The organism is Bacteroidia bacterium (genome assembly GCA_037045145.1).
Classification (GTDB): domain Bacteria; phylum Bacteroidota; class Bacteroidia; order AKYH767-A; family OLB10; genus OLB10.
This window is the reverse complement of the sequence record JBAOIA010000011.1, coordinates 107,067-130,817: the sequence shown is the minus strand read 5'-3', so window position 1 is coordinate 130,817 and position 23,751 is coordinate 107,067. Positions and strand designations below refer to the sequence as shown.

Here is a 23,751-nt window from a genome sequence, read left to right as displayed (position 1 = left end):
AACTAAATGTATAAAAACAACCTTACTTTTTTATAAATTTACTATTGCAGCTAATTTCATTATTGCTGACAAAAACAAAATACATACCTTGCGGCAGTTGCTTAACAGAAATGGAACTGTTATCATTTATTTTTCCCTGCTGAACTATTCTGCCATGTGTGTCAAATACGGTGTAGTCAGCAACATTTTTGTGGTTGAACTTGATGGTTATAGTTTCATTTGCCGGATTTGGAAATATCTTTAAATGCAAATCTCTGCAACAAAGTTCGGGGGTAAGGTTTGTGATAGTATCACATCCGCTGCCTGCAAGTGCTCCTAGCTCATAATCGGGGTTGTTGGGCAAACCCCAATAAGTACGTTTGCCGCCAAGATAAAACCCGAAATTATTAAAGTTGCACCCCACACCTTTCACGTTCGGATTGTTGATGACTCCCAAATACATGTTTTCAGGAAAATAACAGGAATCTGCATAAGGGAAATAAAGATACCCTAGTGTATCGGTATAGGATGCAGTCATGTATATTTTTCCGTCTGGAGCAAGTCTGATATGACCGGGGGACCTCCCCCTGTTTACAACCGTTTGCGTTCCGGTTATCTGTGCTATGGTATCCATATCCTGCGAATAAATATCATATTGCAATAAATAAAAAGGATAATAGACCCCTTTGATAATGTATAACAAACTGTCATTGGGTGAAAATGCAGAGCCTATAAAAGAATTATCCATATTCCATAGTGAATCAGTAATGATATTGGCGTTTGACATTGTTCCTGTGCAACGGTCAAAATCCATAATTTCTGATAAGCCACTATAACAGACAAAGTTGAATTTGCTGCCGTCAGATGAAAATGTAAAATTTCCAAGCCAACTAGCCTTATTATAACCTATACATTGCTTCACGGGAGTATGTATGCTATCTGGCGTTACGAGGTAAATATAAAAGGTGTCGGAAGAAATTAAACCACCTGTTAATGTGTCAATATATAACGGCTTGCATAGCACCCACCAGTCTCGCCCGTTGCCATGCTTCACCGCTGCCATGGCATCGGTCATATAATCGGTAGTTATCAAATGCTGATTTTTAGTGGTTACTTTTCCTAAGCCGTTATTATAGTTTAAATCAACAACTGAATAAAATAATCCATTCACAGAACCTAAACCTACGTTCGAATTTACATTAAAAATATAATATTGATTATTCCCTGCTGGATTGGGAATGATGATTGCACTATTATATATGCCGTGTACATACTGAAGTGAATCGCCATTGTCCATAAGGTGGAATTGGCGATTATATACTTTGCCTTGTTTAGCAGTACCTGCCCTTAATTTAGGGCTTGTATAAAACAAAAAATCACCTGCGCTATCTGCTATGGACGCTACTGTACCTCTGCTCTGGCAATTGCTTATAATAGGAACTGGATTTAATACATTTGAAAAATCAATTCCTGCACTATCACCAAATATCCAAATACTGCTGCGGTTTTGTGCAACAGCATTTGGCATAAGTAAGACAATGCATAAAATTCCAAGAAAAAACCTACTAAGTATGCTCATCGGATAATTATCAATTTAGCTATTTTTTCCTCTGTTTCAGATGTAGCTTTTATTATATACACCCCTTGTGCATAATTTAATAATGAAATGGAAACTATGGCTTCTCCCTGATAATTGAAAGTTTGCTTTTTAAGCACAATTTCCGCCATGGTACTTATTTCTACACTTGTCAATCCTTTACAACCTTACCTTTTTTAATTACTCTGTTTCTATTTCTTACTTCGTAAAGATATAATCCTTTTGCCAGTTGTTCAGTATTTATTAAAGTAGTGTTAGTAAATGATTGATTAAATATTTTTCTTGAGGTAACATCATATAAACTTATATCAAGTGTTTCGTTGGTATTTCTGGTAATTCTTAGGTTATCATTAAAGGGATTTGGATAAAAATACACAATTGAATCTTCGTTTATATTATTTATACCGACAATTCCACAACCCTGCGAAGACAGTAAACTTAGTCTTGGATAAACAATTGCAGTAGATCTCATCCTATTTTTTTGCCCTAGTGTGAATAATGTTTTTAATGAACAATAGCTCATATAATTATATCGACTATTATTCCAAATACCACTAGAAGTACATGGGTTTATTGATCCACAATCGGCAACTTTATGAGGTGGAGTATCACATATATTGTCGCCATCAAGTGTACAATTTGTATCTACGGGGCAATTAAGATTATAACCATCACCTTCAAAAGTATGGTACAGAAAGAAACCATGACCCAGTTCATGCGCAAGGGTTGCATCTAAACTGTCCATTGCCCATGAAGCAATAACAGTTCCATCATATGGTCCACCATTTGGATAATTAGCATATCCAACATATCCATTAAAGTTTTGGCATATTTTATTAACTACCCAAACATTATAGTAATCAGCAACAGGCCATTTACTTAAATCTTTTACTGAATCTTCACTTGGAGCATCACAATTATTAAAGAAAAGGCTAATTCCATGAGCAGCATATCGTGGCAAAACTGTTCCGTTAATACGATTAATCCCAGATGTTTGATTACCATTGGGGTCAACGCTTGCAAGGCAAAATTCAATTTCAACATCAACACCATTACCTATTATATTTCTAAACCGATTGTTTAATCCAACTATGGCTTGTTGAATTTGTGCTGTAGAAATATTAGATCCTGTTCCTACCGGCTCCCCTACATGAATTACATGAACAACAATCGGAATGGTGTAAACAGTAGAGTGAAATTTATTTACTGTTTCACTTTTTATAGCACCATTAACTTGTGATTTAAGAATAGAAAAATTTCTTGCGTAAAGGGAATCTGTTTGCATCAAATGTTGATGAACAGTATCGGTTGCACATTGTCCGCTGGCAACCATTTGAAATAGGACTGTAAAAATTATTAGGACGAGAATAGTTGATGTTGTTTTCATGATATAATTTATATTAATTGTATAGATAAAAAATCACAATATATTTTTAAGCACTACAGTTTATCAACTGTGTTCAAACGTTTGATAACATACATATATTTACAAGTTTGTCTGACTCATATATCTTTTAAACCATAAAAGTATTAAAAATTGATAATCACCCAAATTATTAGCAGCCTTGCTGCAACTTTCATAGGTTGTACAAGCCTGAAATGTGCTAATTGTAGGCCATCAAAGGGGCTAATCTAACCGATTTCTTTCCTGCTGACAGGGGCACTCCTGATATAGAAAAATAAATGCCCACCATATAATTGGTTATATTTGTAGTGTTTCATTTTAAACCATAGAATATCATGAAGTACTTTATTCTTTCATTCTTATTGGGTATGCTTTCTCTTAATGTTCAGGCACAGGTGGCCTCTAAATTAGCTTCAAAACCGGATACTGAAAAGGTGTTGATGACCGTTGAAGCCTCTTGTGGTGAGTGTAAGTTTGATTTACCCGGTAATGACTGCGATTTGGCTGTGCGCATTAATGGCACTGCATATTATGTTGATGGGGTTTCGATTTTTGAATTCGGACATCCGCACGATGCGAACGGTTTTTGTGTTGCCATACGCAAAGCCGAAGTTCAGGGAGAAGTGGTAAACAACCGTTTTAAAGCTACTTATTTTAAACTTTTAGATGCCGGTGAACAGACCGACAGCAATAAAAAGCCGTAACACGTTTATTTTTTAAAAGAGAGGTTGGTGTTGTCAATATATGCTAATATTTCAGCACGCCCGGCCTTGGTTTCTGCAGAGCTAATAAATTGTGGCGGCAAGGTTGCCCAGGTTTTATATAACTGATCGCAAAACTGCTTTACAGATGAATCGTTTTTAGTGCGTGTTTGTTTATCAGCTTTAGTAAAAATCAGACAGAATGGAATGGCCTTTTCACCGAGCCAATTGATAAAGTCAAGGTCTTTTTGTTGTGGTGAAATACGAATATCTATCAATACAAAAACAGACATCAGATTTTTGCGATAAATCATGTAATTGCGAATCATGCCGTCCCATTTTTCGCGTTCTGTACGAGCAGTTTTTGCAAATCCATATCCAGGCAAGTCAACCAAAAACCATTGCTCATTGATGATAAAATGATTAATGAGTTGTGTTTTTCCCGGAGTAGAAGAAGTTTTTGCCAGACCCTTTTTGTTGCAAAGCATGTTGATGAGTGATGATTTGCCTACGTTACTTCTGCCGATAAATGCATATTCGGGCTTGTTGGGTTCCGGACATTTTTTTACATCCGTATTGCTTTGAACAAATTCTGCTGAACTTATTTCCATAATTTTTACAAATGACAAAAGTAAATTTTAATCTTCAACCGGAATCATGTAGTTTCGTGTCCGGTTTTAAGGAATGAACAGATACCTGATTTCTTTGCTTTTTGCTTTCTGTATTTTGCAATCGTGCCATAACGACAAAAGCGCAGATAATCCGCCTTGTCCTGCAATGGAGATGCATATCAGTGGCGATACTACGGTTGTTGCCGGAGACAGTATTGGATTAATGGCAACTTTGTTTACAGGTGCCACCTACTCCTGGACAGGCCCTAATGGATTTGTGGCTACGGGTTTCAATCCGGTAATATCCGAATCATCCTCTCTCAACGAAGGGTATTATTATGCCGGTGCTGATATTAATGGACTTTGTAAAAGTAATATTGACTCTTTTTATGTTACAGTAGTTTGCGATCGCCCTGAAGATGTTTTTGCCAACTACTACACCGTCATTCAAACCAATGATGACATTCAGCTTTACGCACATTCTGTAACAGACTCAGTACAGTACGTATGGTACGGCCCTTCCGGATTTACATCTAATTTACCTAATCCTGTTATTAATAACGCTATTCCAGGCAATGAAGGTGTTTATACTGTTTATGCTCACAAAGATCACTGCTATAGCAAGCCCGATAGTGTGGTGGTAAGTTTTAATCAATGCAACCCATCATCCAACACATTTGCCAACACATTAGACAGCAACTATTTTCTGTATTCCTATGGCAGTGCCAATCTTTATCCCAATACAAGAAGTATTACAGGAACAGGACTTAACGGAACTTCGCAATTGCGTGCTACGTTTTATGGCAACAATCCATCTACCGGTAACTATATTATTAATCCTGCACACTGCCCCGGCAGTGGCAGTGGAGCACTTACACCCGGTGAAGTTTGTGTGGAATTCAGTAATGCATCAGGAACGTATCAGGCAGTAAGTGGTACGGTAAAATTAAAAGCGCTAAACACATTTGATTTCTGTGATGCACCTTTTAGATTACAGTTTACTACTGCCACACTTTTTAACGGCAGCGGCAAGGTACAGTTTTAAGGTGCCGGATGATAGGTGTTTACATGTCTGGCTTTTTTACTTTCGTAAATATCATCAATAGAAATTAAAATGCCGGTTTCTTCCACATCGCCAAATTCATGATTTAAGGCAGTACCAAAAGTTTTCATTGTAGCAGAGAGATTCATGTAGCTGTTAAACAATGGAGGAATATTTTCTCCAAGCTCACGTACTTTTTTATTTAAAATATGATGCCCTTCTTTGTAAGGAAGATTTTTTAGACCTGCCACAAAATCATTAACATCGTTTTCTGCCGGCAATGGATGATGTGGGTAAACCATTTTATTTTCATCAGGAAAATAATGTTGCATAAAAGCCAGAATCATATCTCTGGCAATGCGGTTAAAGCGCAAATACATGGTAACCTTCCCAAAAAAATATTTCATGTCTGGATTATCAATGGCAATAGCACCAAGTCCATCCCATAAATTGTCAAGGGAAAATAGGCCTTTACGATTTTCTGCAGTTGGCTGATATTGTGGTTGTACAAATGAGCGGCCTAATTCAATGGTATGAGGAAAATATTCTTTGATAAATTTTTCAGTGAAATGAAAAAGCTCTGTTGTAGCTAACTTAAACTGACTGTGTGGGTCAGTGGCTGCATCGGCACATCTGATAAAACGGTAGCCTCCAACAATTTCCTTTTCGGCAGGATTCCAAACTATAAGTTGCTTGTAGCAGTTTTCAATCAGATCAAACTCATCTAAATCAAGTGCTTTTCCGGTGCCGCCACCGGCAGCCCTGAAAGTGAGTTCGCGCACCCGGCCAATTTCCCTCAGCACATTAGGCGAGTCATGAACAGTAACCACATATAACTTATTCGGCCCATTGTTGGCATCACGGATAAAGCGACCATTGTTTAGTTCCTGTTCCAGAAGGTGCCTTTCGACCGGGTCAATGATTTGCATACTTCACGAAAATAGAAAAAGTATTTTGATTGCATAGAATGACAGTAAAAATTTGGTTTGAGAATAGGTTTAATCTCTTGTATCCTCATTGTTATGCCTAATTTGATAGATTTGCACGCTATTTGAATAATTCTTCTGAAAAATGAAAAACGGACTTTTAATTTACTGTGTATTGCTTACCCTGGCAGTGGCGTATTTGTTTTACAAAGTAAACAACTGTACAAGCAATTGTGCTCCTGCAGGTGTTTCTGCAGCTATGAGCGATGGCAATATTGTTTTTGTAAATGTAGATACATTACTTGAACACTACGACTATTACATTAGCCTTCGTGAGTCGCTTAAAAAGAAACAAGACAGCATTGATGTGATTCTGAAAAACAAAGGCAAAGAGCTGGAGGGCGAAATAGTGAATTATCAGAAACGAGGCGCAAATATGACGGATCAGCAGCGCGGTGCTGAAGAAGAAAGGTTAGGACACAAACAACAACAGTTGGTTGAATACAAAAACCATTTACTCGATCAGTTAACTGAAGAAGAAGCCGTCATGCAAGATAGTTTGCACAAACATTTGGTGGGCTATCTAAAAGATATGAATAAGCAAACAAATTTTAAGTTTGTTTTCGGATATCAGCGCGGTAATGGAATTTTATTAGCCAACGATTCACTCGATATTACACAAAGTGTAATTGAAGGGCTGAATAAAAAATAATCGTATTTTAAAACTTCGCTCCAAAAGTCATCATAAACCTGTTGATGGTTGTTTTTATTGAAGCAGTTGGCTGACTGCCATCAACCAAGGTGTATGGTGTGTAGTTGCCACTTGTTTTTGTATAGGCATAACCTAAATCAAGAAAAAAGTTTCCCCCTTTAATCCCCAAGCCACCGGTGTAGCTCACTGCACTACGATTACCTTCTTTGTATGTTAATCCGCTTTCATAAGGACTGGATTGCATAACAGTTCCTGCTCTGAAACTAAAAACTTTATAACGGTATTCTGCACCAAACTTTAGTGTATGTCCCGATTCAAAACGGTCTTTAATACTTCTGTTTTCGTCAGAAAAATTATACTCATTGGAGTTAAAATGCGCCATGCTGTAGTTAAGATATTCATAGTCGGCACTGATAAGACCTTTGTCTAAAAAAACCAACCCTAAACTGGTGATTACTTTAAAGGGTGTTGTAAGGTTATAAGAAAATCGCCCGTCAGGTGATTTGTTTTCTAAATATCCTTCAGAAAAATTTGCATAAATTTTTGAAGAATACTGATCGTTCATTTCATAATATGTTGGCGTGTGAATGGCTAGTCCTAAACGCAACATATCTGTAGGTTTAATAATGATACCCAATTTCAGATTCACTCCATTACCCTGTGTTGAAAGCTTTTGTGTGTATTTTGAATTTTTAAAAGTTTTACCACTCAGACTGTCTTTGGTGGTGTTTTGCGTTGCATATTCCTCATATACTTCGGTTGAAGAATATCTGAAATAAGGAATACCAACTGTTGCACCAAGAAAAACTTTATTGTCGTAGTTGGCTGCAAAAGAAATATCAATTTCACCTTGTGAGCCTGTTCGTGTGATGAGGCCTTTTTGTTTCAAATCTCCATTATAAAGAGTGCCCTGATATTGGTCAATGAGGTTGCTGTCAGCAACAGGATTTGTAAGATAACTGTTGTATGCAAGACCTGCATCAAATTGATACATTTCATCATCGGAGAGATTGTTTCTGCTTATTCCATTGCTTATTTCTGCAAAATAATCATTGATGGAATTGTTTTTGTTGATTCCTTCAAAAGCAAACCTGTCGCTGAATGAGTTGATGCGGTTGTAACCGAATCCTAATGATGTTCCCATCCATCCGGAAGTTTTTTTCTCGCGCGGAAAAGCAAGTACAAATCCAAGGTTACCTATTCCAATATTGGCTCTGTTGTCAGTAGTTAATGTACCTGAATAAGAAGCAGAATTATCTCTGAACTGTAATACAGGACTAAATGTAAATTCGCTTCTCCGATAAACGGCAATACCTGCAGGATTTATTGAAAGACTTGAAAAGTCTGCACCTAAAGCACCAAAAGCACCACCCATACTTAGTGAGCGGGCAGTAGTACCAAAGTTTTGCTGCATACTGTATCGTAATGCATCATTTTCGTTCTGTGCAAAAGCTGTTGCGGTTAAAAAAAAGCATGCCGCAAGCATGCTTTTAAATCTATTATCCATAATGTCTTTAATTGTTGTTTACTGCTAATTATCTTCCGTTACGTGAATTGTTTCTGGAAGGTGTTGACTCTTGTCGTGGTTGTGAAGGTGCAGAGTAGTTTCTCTCCTGACGTGGCTGTGCAGCCGGACGCTCATATCTTGGTGTCTGCTCCTGACGTGAAGGCTCAGTACGTTGTTGTCTGGTAGGCGCCTCATGTTTTGGTGTACTTTCTACGTTTCTTCTTGGGCGTGGCTCACTTTCAGTATTCCTGTATTGACGTGGCGCATTCTCAGGGGTGCTTTCGTAATTTCTTCTGGGCGACTCTGCCGGTGTATTGTAGCGTGGATTACTTTCAACGTTTCTCCTTGGAGATTCTTTAGGTGTAGTATAACGTGGATTGCTTTCGTAGTTACGTGGAGGAACAGTTTCTGTATTACGTGGACTACTATTGTACTCCGGATTAACTTCATTTCTGCTGTTGTTACGCACCGGAGGTGCAATAGGAGTACTTGAGTTGTCTTTTACATCTCCATTATTTCTTGGTGTAGAAAACTGATCGGCTCTGTTGTTCTTTACAGGTGCTGTTTCAACATTACGAGAATCTTTTACAGGACTATTGGTGTTCACATTGTTCCTTGGATGAATGATTTCAGCATCATTATTTTTAGCAGGTGCTGTTTCAACATTGCGAGAATCTTTTACAGGACTATTGGTGTTCACATTGTTCCTTGGATGAATGTTTTCAGCATCATTATTTTTTACAGGTGCTGTTTCAACATTGCGAGAATCTTTTACAGGACTATTGGTGTTCACATTGTTCCTTGGATGAATTACTTCTGCATCAGTAGATTTTGAATCACGTGTTGGCAATGACATTGCATTTGCAAAGCTCTGACTCACAGGCATTGAGTTTCTACCGTTTTTTACCAAAGCTCTGTTGTATGAATCGGCCATACTTCTTGGAGGAATGGCATTGCTGCTGCCAGAACCTGAAGTTGAGCGTCTTGGTCCGTAATAAGTGTTGTTATAGCTATAGCTGTCGTAACTGTTAAAATAGTATGGATTGTAGCCATAACCATTATAGTAACCATCGTAATAGCCATTCCAGTATCCGTTATTATAGCCATTCCAGTAGCCATAGCTATAATTGTTCCAGCCATGATTATGGTAAGGGCCATATCCATAGTACGAATATGGACTGCTCCACCAGTAGTTATATGGTGAATAACCCCAACTGAAATAAGTGAAAGAAGGAGCCCACCAGAAAGAAGGAGCCCACCAATTATAACCACAATAAATGCTCACACCATAGTCATAAGGATTGTAATCATACCAGTATGAATTGGTATAATATGAATCATAATAACCATAATTCGACATTGGGCGATAAAATCTGCGTATGCGTGATGAATAGGCGTAGTCATAATAATCATCATCGTTGTAATAATTATTTGTCACATAGGTGTTGCCATCCTGTGTTGTTGTGCCGGCATCGTTATAATCAAAACGGTTTTCAGCAGAAGTGCTGCTGCCCTGATTGGATTCTGTTTGATTATTGGCATCCTGCTGTGGCTGCTGCACTTGTTGCTGTGTCTGAACGGCTTCAGCAGGTTTTGCTTTGGATGAATAATAAACGTCATCGGAATAGGCATTTGAAGCCTGTTGTGATGAGGTGCAGGAGGCAAGTGTGAACATTGCTACTGCAGATAGTGCTATTGATTTCATCGTATTTTGTTTTTTATTATTTGACATGTTTTTATGCACAATAGTTTAACGTAATTGGATATGTTATGTTTGTTTTACAATTTTGCTGCCATCTCATAATATTCAACAGTTTTGCAAAAATCATTCATTGCAATTTCACTTCAAAGATAAAAAATGGCTAAAGACTTTCCAACACGCGATCAAAATTATTCAGAGTGGTATAACCAGCTTGTCATTCGTGCAGGCCTTGCAGAAAATTCATCTGTCAGGGGTTGCATGGTCATAAAACCCTATGGTTATGCCATTTGGGAGCGCATGCAACAACAGCTAGACAGCATGTTCAAAGCAACAGGGCACAGCAATGCATATTTTCCACTCTTCATCCCAAAATCATTCTTTAGCAAGGAAGCCAACCATGTAGAGGGTTTTGCAAAAGAATGTGCCGTTGTGACACATTACAGATTGAAACAATCAGATGATGGAAAAAGTGTAGTTGTTGACCCGGAAGCTAAACTCGAAGAAGAGTTGATAGTACGTCCAACATCAGAGACAATTATCTGGAATACATACAGAAACTGGATTCAGTCCTATCGAGATTTACCTATTTTACTCAATCAATGGGCTAATGTGGTGCGATGGGAAATGCGCACACGTTTGTTTTTGCGTACTGCAGAGTTTCTATGGCAAGAAGGGCATACGGCACATGCTACAGCTGAAGAAGCAGTTGAAGAAACCAGAAAAATGCTTGATGTTTATGCTGAATTTGCTGAACAATGGCTGGCTATTCCTGTTGTTAAAGGTGTGAAATCTGCTAACGAACGCTTTGCCGGTGCATTAGATACCTATTGCATAGAAGCACTTATGCAGGATGGTAAAGCATTACAGGCAGGAACATCACATTTTCTCGGACAGAATTTTGCAAAGGCATTTGACGTAAAGTTTACATCCAAACAAGGTGTTCAGGATTTTGTGTGGGCAACATCATGGGGAGTTTCAACACGACTGATGGGCGCATTGGTGATGGCACATTCTGATGATGATGGATTGGTGTTACCACCTAAGTTGGCACCTATTCAGGTAGTCATTGTACCAATTTATAAAAGTGATGAACAACTGAAACTTGTATCAGACGTTGCACTTAAAATTAAGAAAGCACTCACCGCACGAGGCATTGCCGTAGTATATGATGATGATGATCAAGCCAAACCAGGGTGGAAGTTTGCCGAATACGAAATGAAAGGTGTGCCGGTTCGCCTTGCTATAGGTCCGCGTGATGTGGAGAGCGGCACTGTTGAACTTGCCAGACGCGATACCAAAGAGAAAATGACAGTGCAGATAACAGATATTGAATTGAAGATTGAAAATCTTCTTCAGCAAATTCAAGAGAATATTTTTAAAAAAGCAATTGATTTTCGCGACACATCAACCCACGTTGCCGATAGTATGGATGAGTTTATCAAAATACTCGACTCCAAGGGAGGATTTGTATTTGCACATTGGGATGGTACTGCAGAAACAGAAGAAAAAATAAAAGAGAAGACCAAGGCTACCATCCGATGCATCCCATTAAACAACAAACAAGAAAACGGCAAATGTATTCTTACAGGAAAACCCAGCACACAAAGGGTATTGTTTGCACGAGCTTATTAAAATCTCAAAACTATGGAACCGGTAAACGACAAGATAGCAGAACTTATTAAAACTCATTTCCCGCTCAACTGCAAAATAGTTGAATTTGCAAGCGGGCATTTTAATGAGATAAAAAACTATCTGAAAAAATTTGTTGAAGGTACAGCAACGTACTATCAGGCACCCAACAAACGTCAGCGAATAAAATTTTATGATACCGGAAGTAATCAGTGTGAATTGCAACTGGGCGATGACACGTTATGGTTTCATTTACATCCAAATTTATTTCGCATAAGCCCTGATAATCCTGCTTATCGCTATTCTTATTTACGTGATGATGACTACCGCAGTCGTTGTGCTGTGATACATGTTTATAATTTTCTGTCCGACTCGCTTGCAGAACGCAGGAATGACGATTATGGCATGCTCGTTGCCAGAATTTTTGTCAACTACGAAAATCATTTTATGGTTGAAGGACGCAAGCAATTAGGGTTATTGTTTAATGATATCAGCAATGATATATTGACAGAGCAACGCCTGAACGATGTACTCGATCAGATAGTTTTATTTTGCCTGCAATACGATTTGTTTGCACAACCTTTTGATCAGGTTCCTGCCATGAGTTATCGTGAAATATCTTCAGGCTCGTTTGGCTCTGCTGTTGCAAGCAGCAAGCAACTGGGCTTTAAACTGAAAGCCGATGATCTTGATACAGAATAAACTTTATAACGGATAACTCCACTATTGCCAATACTTTGTTAGAACTAATTTTTCTGTCTTTCTTGTCAATCATTGCTGCCTAAAAAATAGATTGAGTGTAATGGAAGCATATTCTTGTCATCGTCTGTCAGCTTGTTATAAAATTCTTGCCAAAGTTCAATGAAATTGTCAATGTCTAATAGCTTAATGTGTCTATGACTTTCTCTTGCGGAACGTTCTGCCTCAGATGTAAAAGTTCCCGAGGTTACAAATAAACCGATGTCTCCATCCTTGTTGAGAAGTCCTGTCAAACTACGAATGTCGTCAACAGGAACTGATGCGTCAGGTCTATGTTTTACTTGCACTTTCAGTCTTGGTGCGGTCGCACCTAATGGGTCGTTGTAAGCTACAATGTCTAAACCACCGTCTTTACCTTTTGGTGAAATAAATGGTGTGTGATATTTCATAGCTCTCAATAATGCGGCAACCATATCTTGAAACTCATAAGCGTTTTTACCCCTGATGAAATCTTTTATTCCGGAAATAGCCTGTTCTTCTAATAAGTCAAGATTTGCTTTTTGAGTTTGTGTTTTATTTTCTTCAAGTTCGGTCGGTTCGTCCTCTGTGTCTTTTCCCTTTTTGGGTTTGCTTTCCTTGTTGTCAGCAGCCCAAGTCCTGTAAAGTTGCGATGCAGTCTCAAGAAGTTTAGCAGGTCCAAGTTTTATTGCTTTTTCTCCTTCGTCAGTTAAATACCAAACCCCTTTGTTTTTTCTTAGATATCCAGCTTTAATTGCGTCAATGGTATAGAAGTGAAGAATTGATTCCCACCTAACATACCCCGTCTTTTCATAAACTTGTTTTTCCCAGTCTGTTAATTCAACTGTCTCACGAATTTTGTCTATGACTTGTTTGCCTGGAAGTTGTCCGCCTACTTCTTTTAAAATTTTAAAAGTCGCAAACAATGTCTTGGCTGCCGACCGCTTTGAAGGTGCTAATTTTTCTAACTCTTTATCCATTGTCTATTTGTAGTAGGGTCGTTCTAAAATGAGTGCTAACTTTAAAAAATCTGAATTACAACTGTATGTATTGTTGGTATTTTTAAATTTTAATCAATCGCCATTTTTCAGTCTTCTTTTCAGTTTTTAGTGTGATGATGTAGGAGCCACAAGGCAAAGTTGAAACATCAACGGCATACTGATATTTTATGTCTTTAGTCATTCTGCTGATTTGTTTCCCGGATATATCGGAAATAATAATTTCAGCATTGTTAATTATTTCATTTGTAACTATAGTAAAATCATTAACAGTTGGATTTGGGTAAGTGTTCCAGTTTGATACAGAATATTCATGGATACCCACTGTAACAACTGTATGACACGCTGAAGTGTCACTGCATCCGTTTGCAGTGATGATAACTGCATAGCTGCCATTAGCTGTAGCTGTGTAGGTCTGATTGGTAGCACCCGGTATTGGGTTATAGCTGTTGTTGCAATCTACCCACTGATAAACTCCTCCAGTCTGTACAGCTGTTAATACAGCCTGATTTTGATTTACCGTAGTATCATTCGAAATAAGAGTAAGTCGCACTATGGAGTCGCAGTTTAAGGATGATACCAATGTTGCAGTGTAAACACCGGCTTGTGTCAAAGTTTGACCGTTGAAAGAATAAGTTTGACCAGAACAAAGTGTGTCTGTAATAACGGTTGCATGGTCAACACCATTTACGAAATTTGAAGATGTGCCAGTCATGCTAAAATTTTGTAAAACTCCATTGATGTGGTTTGAAATATCAGGAATAGTAAGAATGCCGGAATTGTTTCCACCTGCAATGCCGGTGTTCATATCATAATAAAGTTGTAATCCGGTAGAAGTAGTATTGACTTTATTTTTATAAATACACAACACTTCCTGTGGGGTTAGTGCTCTGTTCCAAAGTGCCACTTCATCCATTTGGCCATCAAGAAGGAAATTAGTTCCACTAAAAACAAGATTACCCAAATAAAATGATGTGGCAGTACTGGAAATTACACCAGAGGCTGAAACGGAATCGGTAATTAAGCCATTTCTAAAAAGTCTTAGGAATGAACCATCATAAGTTAGTGCATACTGCTGCCATGTGTTAAGTTGCAGCCCTTGCGAAAGTATGTCGAAATTTATACCAGCGCTGTTTCGAAAACGTGCTTCAACGGCAGTGGAAGAATACTGCAAAATATAGAAATCGGCTACGGTATTATCTCTGAATCCTGCAAGACCATCAAAGTCAGGAAATCCCGGAACAGGGTTACGCGGATACACCCAAAAGCTAAGTGAGATTTGTGATGAATTGGCAATGAGTGACGAGGCATTTACCGAAACAACCTGATCGTCTAAGCCGTCAAAATCAAGTGCATTTTGACTCTGCGCAGATACTGAACTTATGAAAGCGTTTGCCAGTATTAAAATCACAAAAGCATATAATTTTTTCATTACTTTTTTGTTTAATAGTTTTTACAAATATAAAAACTTTCAATACGCATTTTGTTGATTTTGTTGTAGTTAAAATTCGCTGCCACATGTGGGAATTTTAAAGACAAGATAAACCTAAAGATTATTTATAGTGGCAGTTCGAAATAATATTGTTTGTTTAAACAAGTGAAAAGTAAAAGGCTGCTAAATAATATTGATTTATTGGAGTTCTTTTCTGCAAAGCCGAATCAAAACGTTACTTTTGCATCCCGTATCACCACAACCTTTTCTTATGAGCGCTGTAAAGTATGTTTTTGTCACCGGTGGTGTTTCTTCATCATTAGGTAAGGGGATTGTTTCTGCTTCTCTTGCCAAATTGTTGCAGGCACGCGGGTATAGAGTAACCATTCAAAAGTTAGATCCATATATCAATGTTGACCCGGGAACATTAAATCCATATGAACATGGAGAATGTTATGTTACTAATGATGGTGCAGAAACAGACCTCGACCTTGGGCATTACGAACGTTTTTTAAACGTTCCCACCTCTCAGGCAAATAACGTAACCACCGGGCGCATTTATCAAACGGTAATTAATAAAGAGCGCGAAGGTGCTTTTTTGGGAAAGACTGTTCAGGTAATCCCTCACATTACTGATGAGATAAAAAGAAGGATTAAAATTTTAGGTGAAACAGGTGAGTATGATATAGTAATTACTGAAATAGGTGGAACCGTTGGTGATATTGAGTCATTGCCTTTTGTGGAAGCTATCCGTCAGATGATTTGGGAAATGGGCAGCAACTGTTGTGTTATTCATCTTACACTTTTACCTTATCTGAATGTTACAGGAGAACTAAAAACCAAACCCACACAGCACTCAGTAAAAACCATGCTCGAATATGGTGTGCAACCTGATATTTTGGTTTGCCGTAGCGAGAAACCTATTGGTGCCGATCTGCGCAGAAAGATTGCCTTATTCTGTAACGTAAATGTCAATGCCGTTATTGAAGCTGTTGACGCCAGCAGCATTTACGAAGTTCCGTTGCACATGCTCAAAGAGCAATTAGATAAAGTAGTACTTAATAAATTAAAACTATCATTCAAACAAGAACCCGACCTTACGGCATGGAAGTCTTTTTTGGGCAAATTAAAACATCCGGTGTCTGAAGTAAAAATCGGGTTGATAGGGAAATATATTGAGCTTAAAGATGCTTATAAATCAATTGCCGAAGCATTTATTCATGCAGGTGTTGCTAATGAATGTAAGTTGAATATTGAGTGGATACATTCCGAAAAAATTGATGAACACAATGTTGCCGATAAGCTTAAAGGTTTGTCGGGAATATTAGTGGCTCCAGGCTTTGGCGACAGAGGTATAGAAGGAAAAATAGCAGCTATTAAATACGCAAGGGAAAGTAAAATTCCTTTTCTCGGAATTTGTTTGGGCATGCAATGTGCAGTAGTGGAGTTTGCACGCAATGTGCTTGGGCTAAAAGATGCGCACAGTTCGGAAATGAATAAGGAGACAAAAAATCCTGTTATTGACTTGATGGCCAAGCAAAAGGAGATCTCTGCAAAAGGGGGTACCATGCGACTGGGAGAGTACCCTTGCTCTTTAGTAAAAGGAAGTAAGGTAGCAAATGCCTATGGCAAAACTAAAATCTATGAGCGACACCGGCACCGTTATGAGTTTAACAGTAAGTATCAGAAAAGGTTTGAAGATGCCGGTATGATTGCCACAGGAATAAATCCTACTGATAACTTAGTGGAGATAGTTGAAATAAAAAACCACCCATGGTTTGTAGGTGTTCAATTTCATCCCGAATATAAAAGTACGGTAGAAAATCCTCATCCATTATTTGTAAGATTTGTGAAGGCAGCCAGCGAATTTGCCAAAGGAGCCTTACAGATTTAAGGCAGTTGCTCTAATTCTGTTTTTAATGCGGATAAGGTAATGGAATTCATTACTAAAGGTACAGATACATCAGTGCTGACAAGTACCGATGATTTTGAAAAGAAGTAATTATCATTGACTTTCGCCAATGCCACCACCGTTGCATGTAGATTTAAAGGAAAGTTTTCTACTTCCCAAACACCTAGTGTAACAGATTTGGCTTTACAAATGGTATTGCTGCCATCAACAGAAACAAAAACGGCAGTATTTGAAGTTTCATAATCCGTACCGGTGTCAATAGTTATTTTTTTTCTGTTACTATTGCTGAAAACCGGTTCTGCTGCGTTTTGCCAACCTGTATTTTTCATTACATAGGCATAGTGCGCTTGACTGGAAGAGGTTAACAGATTTATCATTTGAGTGTCGGCATCAGCTGTCCATGAAACATCATTACTTTTATTTTCAAGAGGTAAAGAACTGCTGTAATAACGATGCAGCATCTGTCCGTTACCGAAAGAAGAATTGAGAAAGTAGTTGATGGTTTTGCCGTTGGACAAACTTAATGCAACATTGTTTTGGTAAGCTGCAAGATAAAAAATACCACCTGTTGTTAGAAATTTATTTCCAGATTGTGTAGTCAGATTTGAAAGAATAATGTCACGCTTGCTTACACATTCCCGTAGCTTTATATCAATATTTCCACTTATTGCACTACCATCTGTTTTGGTGAAACTTCCGGCAGAAATCATAAAAGTATTTCCTGCTGCAGTTGTTTGGTTGATGTTGGCAGCAGACGAAAAAGAAAATTGTTGTACAGGAGCACCTGTCTCACTGAAAAATTTCTCAATATCTTTTTCGGGAGTGACATTATTATTCTCTTCCTTTTTACAGGCAGACAAGCCAAAGACAGCTATTAAAAAAAAGTAGCGAATGAGATGATTCATAAATTATATTTATCTCTCAATAATATAAAGGAAAATTGCAAAAGTCAATAGAGAACATATTAGAGTTATCATAGACTTATACACATAAGCGTAAGATTAATACGGCCCCCCAAAAACAACTAAACAACTGAGGGTCAAAAGCAAGTAAAATACTGTTATCTTCGCAGCATGTCGAAACCAACAATTTTAGTTACCAATGATGATGGTATTACAGCAAATGGCATACATGCTTTAGTGGAGGCCATGCGCGAAATAGGCCATGTGGTTGTTGTTGCACCGGATAGTCCACAGTCGGGCATGGGTCATGCCATAACTATTCACAATCCGTTACGTTTGCATAAAGTAGATGTGTTTAAAGGAATTGACGCCTGGCAATGCAGCGGTACACCCGTTGATTGTGTAAAACTGGCGGTCAATAAAATTTTAAATCGCAAGCCCGATATTTGTGTAAGTGGAATCAATCACGGAAGCAACTCTTCCATCAACGTTATTTATTCAGGAACCATGTCTGCCGCAATGGAGGGTGCTATAGAAGGTATTCCAAGCATTGGATTTTCCTTATTAAACTATAAGTTTGATGCTGACTTCTCAGCAGCACGTCATTATGCAGGTGTTGTTACACGTGCGGTGTTGCAGGGCGGCCCCTGGCGCGAACTGTTGCTAAATGTAAATATTCCTTACCTTCCGCTTAAAGAAATGAAAGGATTAAAAATCTGCCGGCAGGCAATGGCAAAATGGAAGGAAGAGTTTGATGAAAGATTGGATCCTGCGCAACAAAAATACTATTGGCTCACCGGAAAGTTTCTCAATCCCGATTTAGGAGAAGATACCGATGAATGGGCGTTGGCAAATGGATATGTTTCTGTTGTGCCTGTTGAATTTGACTTTACAGCGCATCATGCCATTCCCATATTAAACAAGTTGCATTGGAATGTTTAAGAAAATTCCTGACACATTTCATATAGGCGCACTGTTGGCTTTGATTGTGTCAGTGCTTGCATGGCTGCTTATCAGTCGCACCGAAGTGTTAATTGCAACATCTGCACTAAAGGATTATCTGGCATTTCCACGATTGTATTTTATAGTGTTTGCACTGCAGCTTGTTTTTTTACGAATAATGATGGTTAACTTTCAAAAACAACACTTTGCCCGTGGATGGATGTTTAGTGTTTTTATTTTTGCCTTATTTGTATTTTATCTTATTAAAAAATCATAATCATGTTTAGTAAAGATAAGTTTATAACAGGATTTATTGGTGGCCTTCTTGCACCGTTAATTGGTTTTTATCTCTATTATATTGGACTATTCCGTCAAATGAATTTTACCGGCTTTTACAACACTCTGGTGGCAAACAATACACTTGCAGCAGCTATCAGCTTAAGTTTGCTTGCTAACCTGGCATTATTCTTTGTGTTTGATAAATTTGGTAAATTGAACGGATCGCGCGGAGTCATTGCTGCAACATTCATTTATGGATTTTACATTGTTTATCTTAAATTTTTCTGATACCGATGCGCTACTACATCATTGCCGGTGAAGCTTCGGGCGATTTGCATGCATCCAATCTGGTATTACAACTACGTAAATATGATACAGATGCTGTTTTGCGTGGATGGGGTGGTGATAAAATGCAGGCTGCAGGAGTAGAAGTGGTTAAACACTACCGCGAGCTGGCATTTATGGGATTTGTGGAAGTGATAAAAAACTTACGAACTATTTTTAAAAACCTAGAAGCCTGTAAAAAGGATATTCTAACCTTTAAACCTGATGTGGTAATTCTTGTTGACTATCCGGGATTCAACATGCGGATTGCAGAGTTTCTGAAACAGCAAGGTGTAAAAGTATTTTATTACATATCTCCTCAGATTTGGGCATGGAAACAATCGCGTGTACACAAAATTAAACGCGATGTGGACAAGATGTTTGTGATATTGCCATTTGAAAGAGATTTTTATAAGAAGTTTAATTATGAAGTTGAGTTTACCGGACATCCATTGCTGGATGAGATTGAAAAAATAAAACATCAACCGGCTAAGGCATTGTCGCAGTTGGATAATGACAAAAAAATTATTGCACTGTTGCCGGGCAGCCGTATGCAGGAAATAAAAGAAATGCTTCCTGTGATGTTGAAAGCTGTTTCAGCATTTAAAAATTTTAGTCCTGTAATTGCAGCAGCACCCAACATTCCTGATTCCTTTTATCAGACAATTTCCGGAAAGAATATTGCCATTATACATGGCCACACCTACGATATTTTGCAGCAGGCTTATGCTGCATTGGTTACCAGTGGCACAGCCACATTGGAAACAGCATTGTTTAAAGTACCTGAAATTGTATGTTATAAAGGCAACCGTTTTTCATACCTTATAGCGCGGCAATTAGTTAAGGTGAAATACATTTCTTTAGTAAATCTTATACTTGACCGCATGTTGGTAAAGGAGCTCATTCAGGACGACATGAATGAAAAAACACTGACTGCAGAAATGAAATTGTTGCTCGAAGACGAAAAGTATAGAGGCAACATCCTTGCAGGTTATGATGAGTTGGAAGCTAAGTTGGGCATGGCTGGGGCATCAGAAAAAACAGCACGAAAAATGGTTGATTTTCTGAAGAACACGGTTGTACAATAAATTTATTTATTTTTATGCTAAATTATTTTTGTGAAAACAGCAAGCTATATTCTTATACTTATTGCTACTTTAATGCTTTCTGCATGTCAGAAGCAGGAAGCAGAAACAGATAATGAGCCACAAGTTGCTGCCACTTGTGATGATGGCATCATGAATCAGGGCGAAACAGATATTGACTGTGGCGGACCATGTCCACTTTGTCAGGCAACTATGACTGCAATGGTTGATGCCGATACTTTTAAGGCTGTATTTAATACCATCACCAGTAAGTATGCAAATGGTGCATTTTTTGTTTCAGGATCATCAGATTTAGGTTCACTAACTATAATTTATTCCGGTTCACTGAGCATAGGAACTGTCAGTAATGCACAGGCAACATTTGTCAAAAATTCAACTTCTGTTACCTACATTGCAAGTACTGCCAACTTAACTTTCAATACCATCAATGTTACAGACAGTACGGCAGAGGGAATGTTTTCATTTAATGCCATCAATTTTAATTCTCCTACCGATACAGTTAAAGTTATGAATGGGTTCTTTAAAAGAATCAGCATAAAGAATAATTGAAGCTACATAGCAGTTGAAATTAAATAACGGCTTAGAAAATTGTTAGAAGAGACATTCATTGTAATTCAACTTTGATTGAAAAAATAATTTTCTAAAGCAAATTTCTAATAATATAAACACATTAAAATCAAAATAAATGGCAAGTATCAATCCTTACATTCATTTCAATGGTAATGCCGAAGAGGCATTCAACTTTTACAAATCAGTTTTTGGCGGTGAGTTTGTAACAATAGTCCGTTTCAAAGACATGCCTTCAAACCCTGATTTTCCAATGTCGGAAAAGGAGGCGAATAAAATTATGCATATTGCGCTACCAATAGGTAAAACCGATGTTTTAATGGCAAGCGATACGCCTGAGTCAATGGGAAAACACAATGAAAATGAAACCAGAAGTAAAATTTCTATTAGTACAGAGAACAAAGAAGAAGCAGATAAGTTATTTAATGGTTTATCTGCCGGAGGAAAAATAGAATGTCCGTTGGAAGACAGTCCTTGGGGTTCTTATTTTGGTATGTTCAGAGATAAATACGGCATTGAATGGATGGTGGATTTTGATCCAAGGTATAAAGGTCAGATTTGATTTTCTATTAATTTAGGTTTCAAAAAAAATGAGGCTGTCGTAATAAATCATGACAGCCTCTTCTTGTAGCGAAGGGGGGAATTGAACCCCCGACCTCAGGGTTATGAATCCTGCGCTCTAACCACCTGAGCTACCTCGCCTGATTTTGAGGCTGCAAAAGTAGTATTCCCTTTCAAATGTAAAAACAATTTGTAGAAATTTCCCTTAATGTAGATGGTTTTGAAGCCAATTGGTGATAATCATTGTAGCGCCAGCATTGGATTTCACAACATTTTGACAGATTTCACCGACTTGCTCCAGCTTTTTATTGTTGTTTAATAAATCATCAAAAATAGTTTTCAATTCTCTAGAGTTGCTGATTGTAAATGCACCTCCCGACTCAAGCAACTGTTTAGCTTCTTCAAATTTTTGAAAATTAGGACCAAAAATTACAGGCTTGCCATATACAGCTGCTTCCAGTGTGTTGTGTATTCCTTTACCAAAGCCTCCACCTATGTAGGTTATTGTTGCAAAACGATATAATTTAGAAAGCATGCCAATTTTATCTATAATCAGCACATCGGCTTTTAATAATTCATTTTCTGTAGCCTTGCTATAACACGCTACATTTTTTTTACATGCAGCAATAAAATCTTTGTAAGAACTTTCATGTATTTCATGTGGTGCCAATATCAGTTTTACTTCTGTGGAATTACAATAATCTGCCAGTAAATGATGGTCTTCCGGCCAGGTGCTGCCTGCCACAATTATTTTTTTTGCTGCAATAAAACTTTCAATTTTTTCATCCATAAATTCCAATCCCGGCAATTGAATTACCCTGTCAAAACGAGTATCGCCACTCACTTCAACCCGGGTTATTCCTTTTTGATTTAAAATATGGAGTGAGGTATTGTTCTGAACAAAAAATCGGGTTACTTTTTTGAATTCTTTAATAAATGTGCCTCCATACCATTTGAAAAAAAATTGATTAGCTCTAAACACAGCAGAGATGTAGATAAATGGAATACTTCGCTTGCTCAACTCACTCATATAGCGAAACCAGTAATCGTATTTAACAAATATTGCCATGTTTGGATTTATACAATCCAACCATTTACGTGCATTACTGATGCTATCACAGGGTAAGTAAAAAACATAATCAGCCAATTTTTCTTTAGCACCCTGCTTGTATCCTGATGGAGAGAAAAAGGAAAGCACAATTTTGTATTGCGGAAACAATTTTTTTATTTGTTGCAAAACAGGCTTACCTTGCTCATATTCACCATAAGAAGAACAATGAAACCAAATGCGTTTGGCAGATTCGTTTTGTAGTTCTTGCTGTACTTTTTGAAATAAATTTCTTCGACCCTCAGTAAAAGCTTTTGCTTTAGCATTAAAAGGTGAAGCAAGTGCTGCTGCTAAATGATAGAGTCTTATTCCTATGGAATAAAGCAGCAACATGATTAATAGTAATAATATTTATCAGGATTGGTATAGAAGGGAATTATCCAACCGGCTTTAAAACCAAATAACAAATCAACACGACTTTGATCATCGGCTTTCATAGTATCAAACTGATAGTCTCTGCGCCCTTGTGTAAATCCCTGAATAAAATTAAATCCTGCATAAAAGTTAATCAGCTTTTTATTTCCGTAATAAACATATCCAACAAATTCTTCAACAATAATTCCGTTGGTAAGTCTGTCATACCCTTTTTTGTATTTTTTAGAAAGCTCCTTTACGGTGTTTCCAATGGTTTCTATTCTGATTTTATGTTGCATAAATCCTGCACCTGCACTAATCCAGATGCCACTGTTTGGATTTGGTTTTTTGAATGCAAACACTTTTCCTGCCTGTGCACTGATGTGATATCCTCTTTCAAAAAGTCTGACATCTGCTGTGCGGCCATCGCTACCAATTATTGTTCCATAACTAGATGCAATACCTGCAAGTAATCCGGGTTGATTGATTTTATTGCCGAAAAAAAATCCACCTTGAATACTATAAAGAAAATTCTTTGGTGTCTTAATACCAAAAACGCTTTGCACTCCATAATCAGCACCAAAGCGTTCTTTCATATCACCACCCGGTAAATGAAATTCTCCTCCCACACCAAAAAATGGGATGAGAATGGCAGAATCACGTACCAATGCCTGTGCTGTAGTCTGTAGTGAAGAAAACGAAATCAGTACGGCAAATAAAAAAACTCTAATCTGCATT

At 37.8% G+C, this 23,751-nt stretch carries 24 protein-coding genes and 1 tRNA gene; 12 read left to right on the top strand and 13 right to left on the bottom strand.

Annotated elements, in window-relative coordinates; all coding sequences use genetic code 11:
- Positions 1–22: 22 nt before the first annotated feature.
- From V9G42_01585 to V9G42_01575, 3 genes are read right to left on the bottom strand one after another with little or no spacing between them, the layout of a single operon-like run.
- Positions 23–1,507: a T9SS type A sorting domain-containing protein gene (locus V9G42_01585; protein MEI2758104.1), complete on the bottom strand. Its 1,485-nt coding sequence runs from the start codon at positions 1,505–1,507 to the stop codon at positions 23–25.
- A 47-nt stretch (positions 1,508–1,554) separates the two neighbouring features.
- On the bottom strand, positions 1,555–1,707 hold the full coding sequence (locus V9G42_01580; protein MEI2758103.1) for a hypothetical protein: 153 nt from the start codon (positions 1,705–1,707) through the stop codon (positions 1,555–1,557).
- A gap of 20 nt (positions 1,708–1,727) precedes the next feature.
- Positions 1,728–2,963, bottom strand: coding sequence for a zinc-dependent metalloprotease (locus V9G42_01575; GenBank protein MEI2758102.1), 1,236 nt, complete (start codon positions 2,961–2,963; stop codon positions 1,728–1,730).
- 353 nt (positions 2,964–3,316) lie between these two features.
- Between V9G42_01575 and V9G42_01570 the strand changes: the two genes are divergently transcribed.
- Positions 3,317–3,685, top strand: a complete 369-nt coding sequence (locus V9G42_01570) for a DUF6370 family protein (GenBank protein MEI2758101.1) — start codon at positions 3,317–3,319, stop codon at positions 3,683–3,685.
- 5 nt (positions 3,686–3,690) lie between these two features.
- Here V9G42_01570 and yihA read toward each other — a convergent pair whose 3' ends face one another.
- A complete protein-coding gene (yihA, locus tag V9G42_01565) occupies positions 3,691–4,293 on the bottom strand; it encodes a ribosome biogenesis GTP-binding protein YihA/YsxC (protein ID MEI2758100.1) in 603 nt (200 codons plus the stop codon).
- A gap of 73 nt (positions 4,294–4,366) precedes the next feature.
- On the opposite strand from yihA, the gene V9G42_01560 reads away from it, so the two are divergent.
- Positions 4,367–5,338, top strand: a complete 972-nt coding sequence (locus V9G42_01560) for a hypothetical protein (protein MEI2758099.1) — start codon at positions 4,367–4,369, stop codon at positions 5,336–5,338.
- Here the strand turns inward: V9G42_01560 and V9G42_01555 are convergent.
- Positions 5,335–6,264, bottom strand: coding sequence for a GNAT family N-acyltransferase (locus V9G42_01555; protein ID MEI2758098.1), 930 nt, complete (start codon positions 6,262–6,264; stop codon positions 5,335–5,337). The genes V9G42_01560 and V9G42_01555 overlap by 4 nt on opposite strands.
- Before the next feature lie 142 nt (positions 6,265–6,406).
- Here V9G42_01555 and V9G42_01550 point away from each other — a divergent pair, with 142 nt between their 5' ends.
- Positions 6,407–6,973, top strand: coding sequence for an OmpH family outer membrane protein (locus V9G42_01550; GenBank protein MEI2758097.1), 567 nt, complete (start codon positions 6,407–6,409; stop codon positions 6,971–6,973).
- Positions 6,974–6,980: 7 nt separating this feature from the next.
- Here the strand turns inward: V9G42_01550 and V9G42_01545 are convergent, their stop codons facing one another.
- Positions 6,981–8,480 (bottom strand): hypothetical protein, encoded by a 1,500-nt coding sequence (locus V9G42_01545; GenBank protein MEI2758096.1) that lies wholly within the window; start codon positions 8,478–8,480, stop codon positions 6,981–6,983.
- 28 nt (positions 8,481–8,508) lie between these two features.
- Positions 8,509–10,185 (bottom strand): hypothetical protein, encoded by a 1,677-nt coding sequence (locus V9G42_01540; protein ID MEI2758095.1) that lies wholly within the window; start codon positions 10,183–10,185, stop codon positions 8,509–8,511.
- A 153-nt stretch (positions 10,186–10,338) separates the two neighbouring features.
- Between V9G42_01540 and proS the strand changes: the two genes are divergently transcribed.
- On the top strand, positions 10,339–11,814 hold the full coding sequence (proS, locus tag V9G42_01535; protein MEI2758094.1) for a proline--tRNA ligase: 1,476 nt from the start codon (positions 10,339–10,341) through the stop codon (positions 11,812–11,814).
- A gap of 12 nt (positions 11,815–11,826) precedes the next feature.
- On the top strand, positions 11,827–12,513 hold the full coding sequence (locus tag V9G42_01530) for a hypothetical protein (protein MEI2758093.1): 687 nt from the start codon (positions 11,827–11,829) through the stop codon (positions 12,511–12,513).
- 65 nt (positions 12,514–12,578) lie between these two features.
- Here V9G42_01530 and V9G42_01525 read toward each other — a convergent pair whose 3' ends face one another.
- Both V9G42_01525 and V9G42_01520 read right to left on the bottom strand, forming a co-directional pair.
- Positions 12,579–13,508 (bottom strand): Mrr restriction system protein, encoded by a 930-nt coding sequence (locus tag V9G42_01525; GenBank protein ID MEI2758092.1) that lies wholly within the window; start codon positions 13,506–13,508, stop codon positions 12,579–12,581.
- Positions 13,509–13,590: 82 nt separating this feature from the next.
- A complete protein-coding gene (locus tag V9G42_01520; GenBank protein MEI2758091.1) occupies positions 13,591–14,958 on the bottom strand; it encodes a LamG-like jellyroll fold domain-containing protein in 1,368 nt (455 codons plus the stop codon).
- Between the two features lie 271 nt (positions 14,959–15,229).
- On the opposite strand from V9G42_01520, the gene V9G42_01515 reads away from it, so the two are divergent.
- Entirely contained in the window at positions 15,230–16,852 is a 1,623-nt protein-coding gene (locus V9G42_01515; protein MEI2758090.1) for a CTP synthase, read from the top strand.
- Here V9G42_01515 and V9G42_01510 read toward each other — a convergent pair.
- Positions 16,849–17,775 (bottom strand): hypothetical protein, encoded by a 927-nt coding sequence (locus V9G42_01510; GenBank protein ID MEI2758089.1) that lies wholly within the window; start codon positions 17,773–17,775, stop codon positions 16,849–16,851. The two genes, V9G42_01515 and V9G42_01510, sit on opposite strands and share 4 nt — an antisense overlap.
- Positions 17,776–17,943: 168 nt before the next feature.
- Between V9G42_01510 and surE the strand changes: the two genes are divergently transcribed.
- From surE to V9G42_01480, 6 genes are all read left to right on the top strand, one after another.
- Entirely contained in the window at positions 17,944–18,714 is a 771-nt protein-coding gene (gene surE / locus V9G42_01505; protein ID MEI2758088.1) for a 5'/3'-nucleotidase SurE, read from the top strand.
- Positions 18,707–18,991, top strand: a complete 285-nt coding sequence (locus V9G42_01500) for a hypothetical protein (GenBank protein MEI2758087.1) — start codon at positions 18,707–18,709, stop codon at positions 18,989–18,991. Before surE ends, V9G42_01500 begins: the two co-directional genes overlap by 8 nt.
- Before the next feature lie 2 nt (positions 18,992–18,993).
- On the top strand, positions 18,994–19,281 hold the full coding sequence (locus tag V9G42_01495) for a hypothetical protein (protein MEI2758086.1): 288 nt from the start codon (positions 18,994–18,996) through the stop codon (positions 19,279–19,281).
- Positions 19,282–19,286: 5 nt separating this feature from the next.
- Positions 19,287–20,405, top strand: coding sequence for a lipid-A-disaccharide synthase (lpxB, locus tag V9G42_01490; protein MEI2758085.1), 1,119 nt, complete (start codon positions 19,287–19,289; stop codon positions 20,403–20,405).
- 30 nt (positions 20,406–20,435) lie between these two features.
- Positions 20,436–20,972: a hypothetical protein gene (locus V9G42_01485; protein MEI2758084.1), complete on the top strand. Its 537-nt coding sequence runs from the start codon at positions 20,436–20,438 to the stop codon at positions 20,970–20,972.
- A gap of 136 nt (positions 20,973–21,108) precedes the next feature.
- Complete coding sequence (locus V9G42_01480; GenBank protein MEI2758083.1) at positions 21,109–21,552, top strand: VOC family protein; 444 nt, start codon at positions 21,109–21,111, stop codon at positions 21,550–21,552.
- Between the two features lie 66 nt (positions 21,553–21,618).
- Here V9G42_01480 and V9G42_01475 read toward each other — a convergent pair.
- The 3 genes from V9G42_01475 to V9G42_01465 all read right to left on the bottom strand — a co-directional run bounded on the left by V9G42_01475 (position 21,619) and on the right by V9G42_01465 (position 23,750).
- Positions 21,619–21,692, bottom strand: a tRNA-Met gene (locus tag V9G42_01475).
- Between the two features lie 64 nt (positions 21,693–21,756).
- Positions 21,757–22,992 carry a glycosyltransferase N-terminal domain-containing protein gene (locus V9G42_01470; GenBank protein ID MEI2758082.1) on the bottom strand — a complete coding sequence of 412 codons (1,236 nt, stop codon included), beginning with the start codon at positions 22,990–22,992 and terminating at the stop codon, positions 21,757–21,759.
- A gap of 2 nt (positions 22,993–22,994) precedes the next feature.
- Positions 22,995–23,750, bottom strand: a complete 756-nt coding sequence (locus V9G42_01465; protein ID MEI2758081.1) for a hypothetical protein — start codon at positions 23,748–23,750, stop codon at positions 22,995–22,997.
- Position 23,751 lies beyond the last annotated feature (1 nt).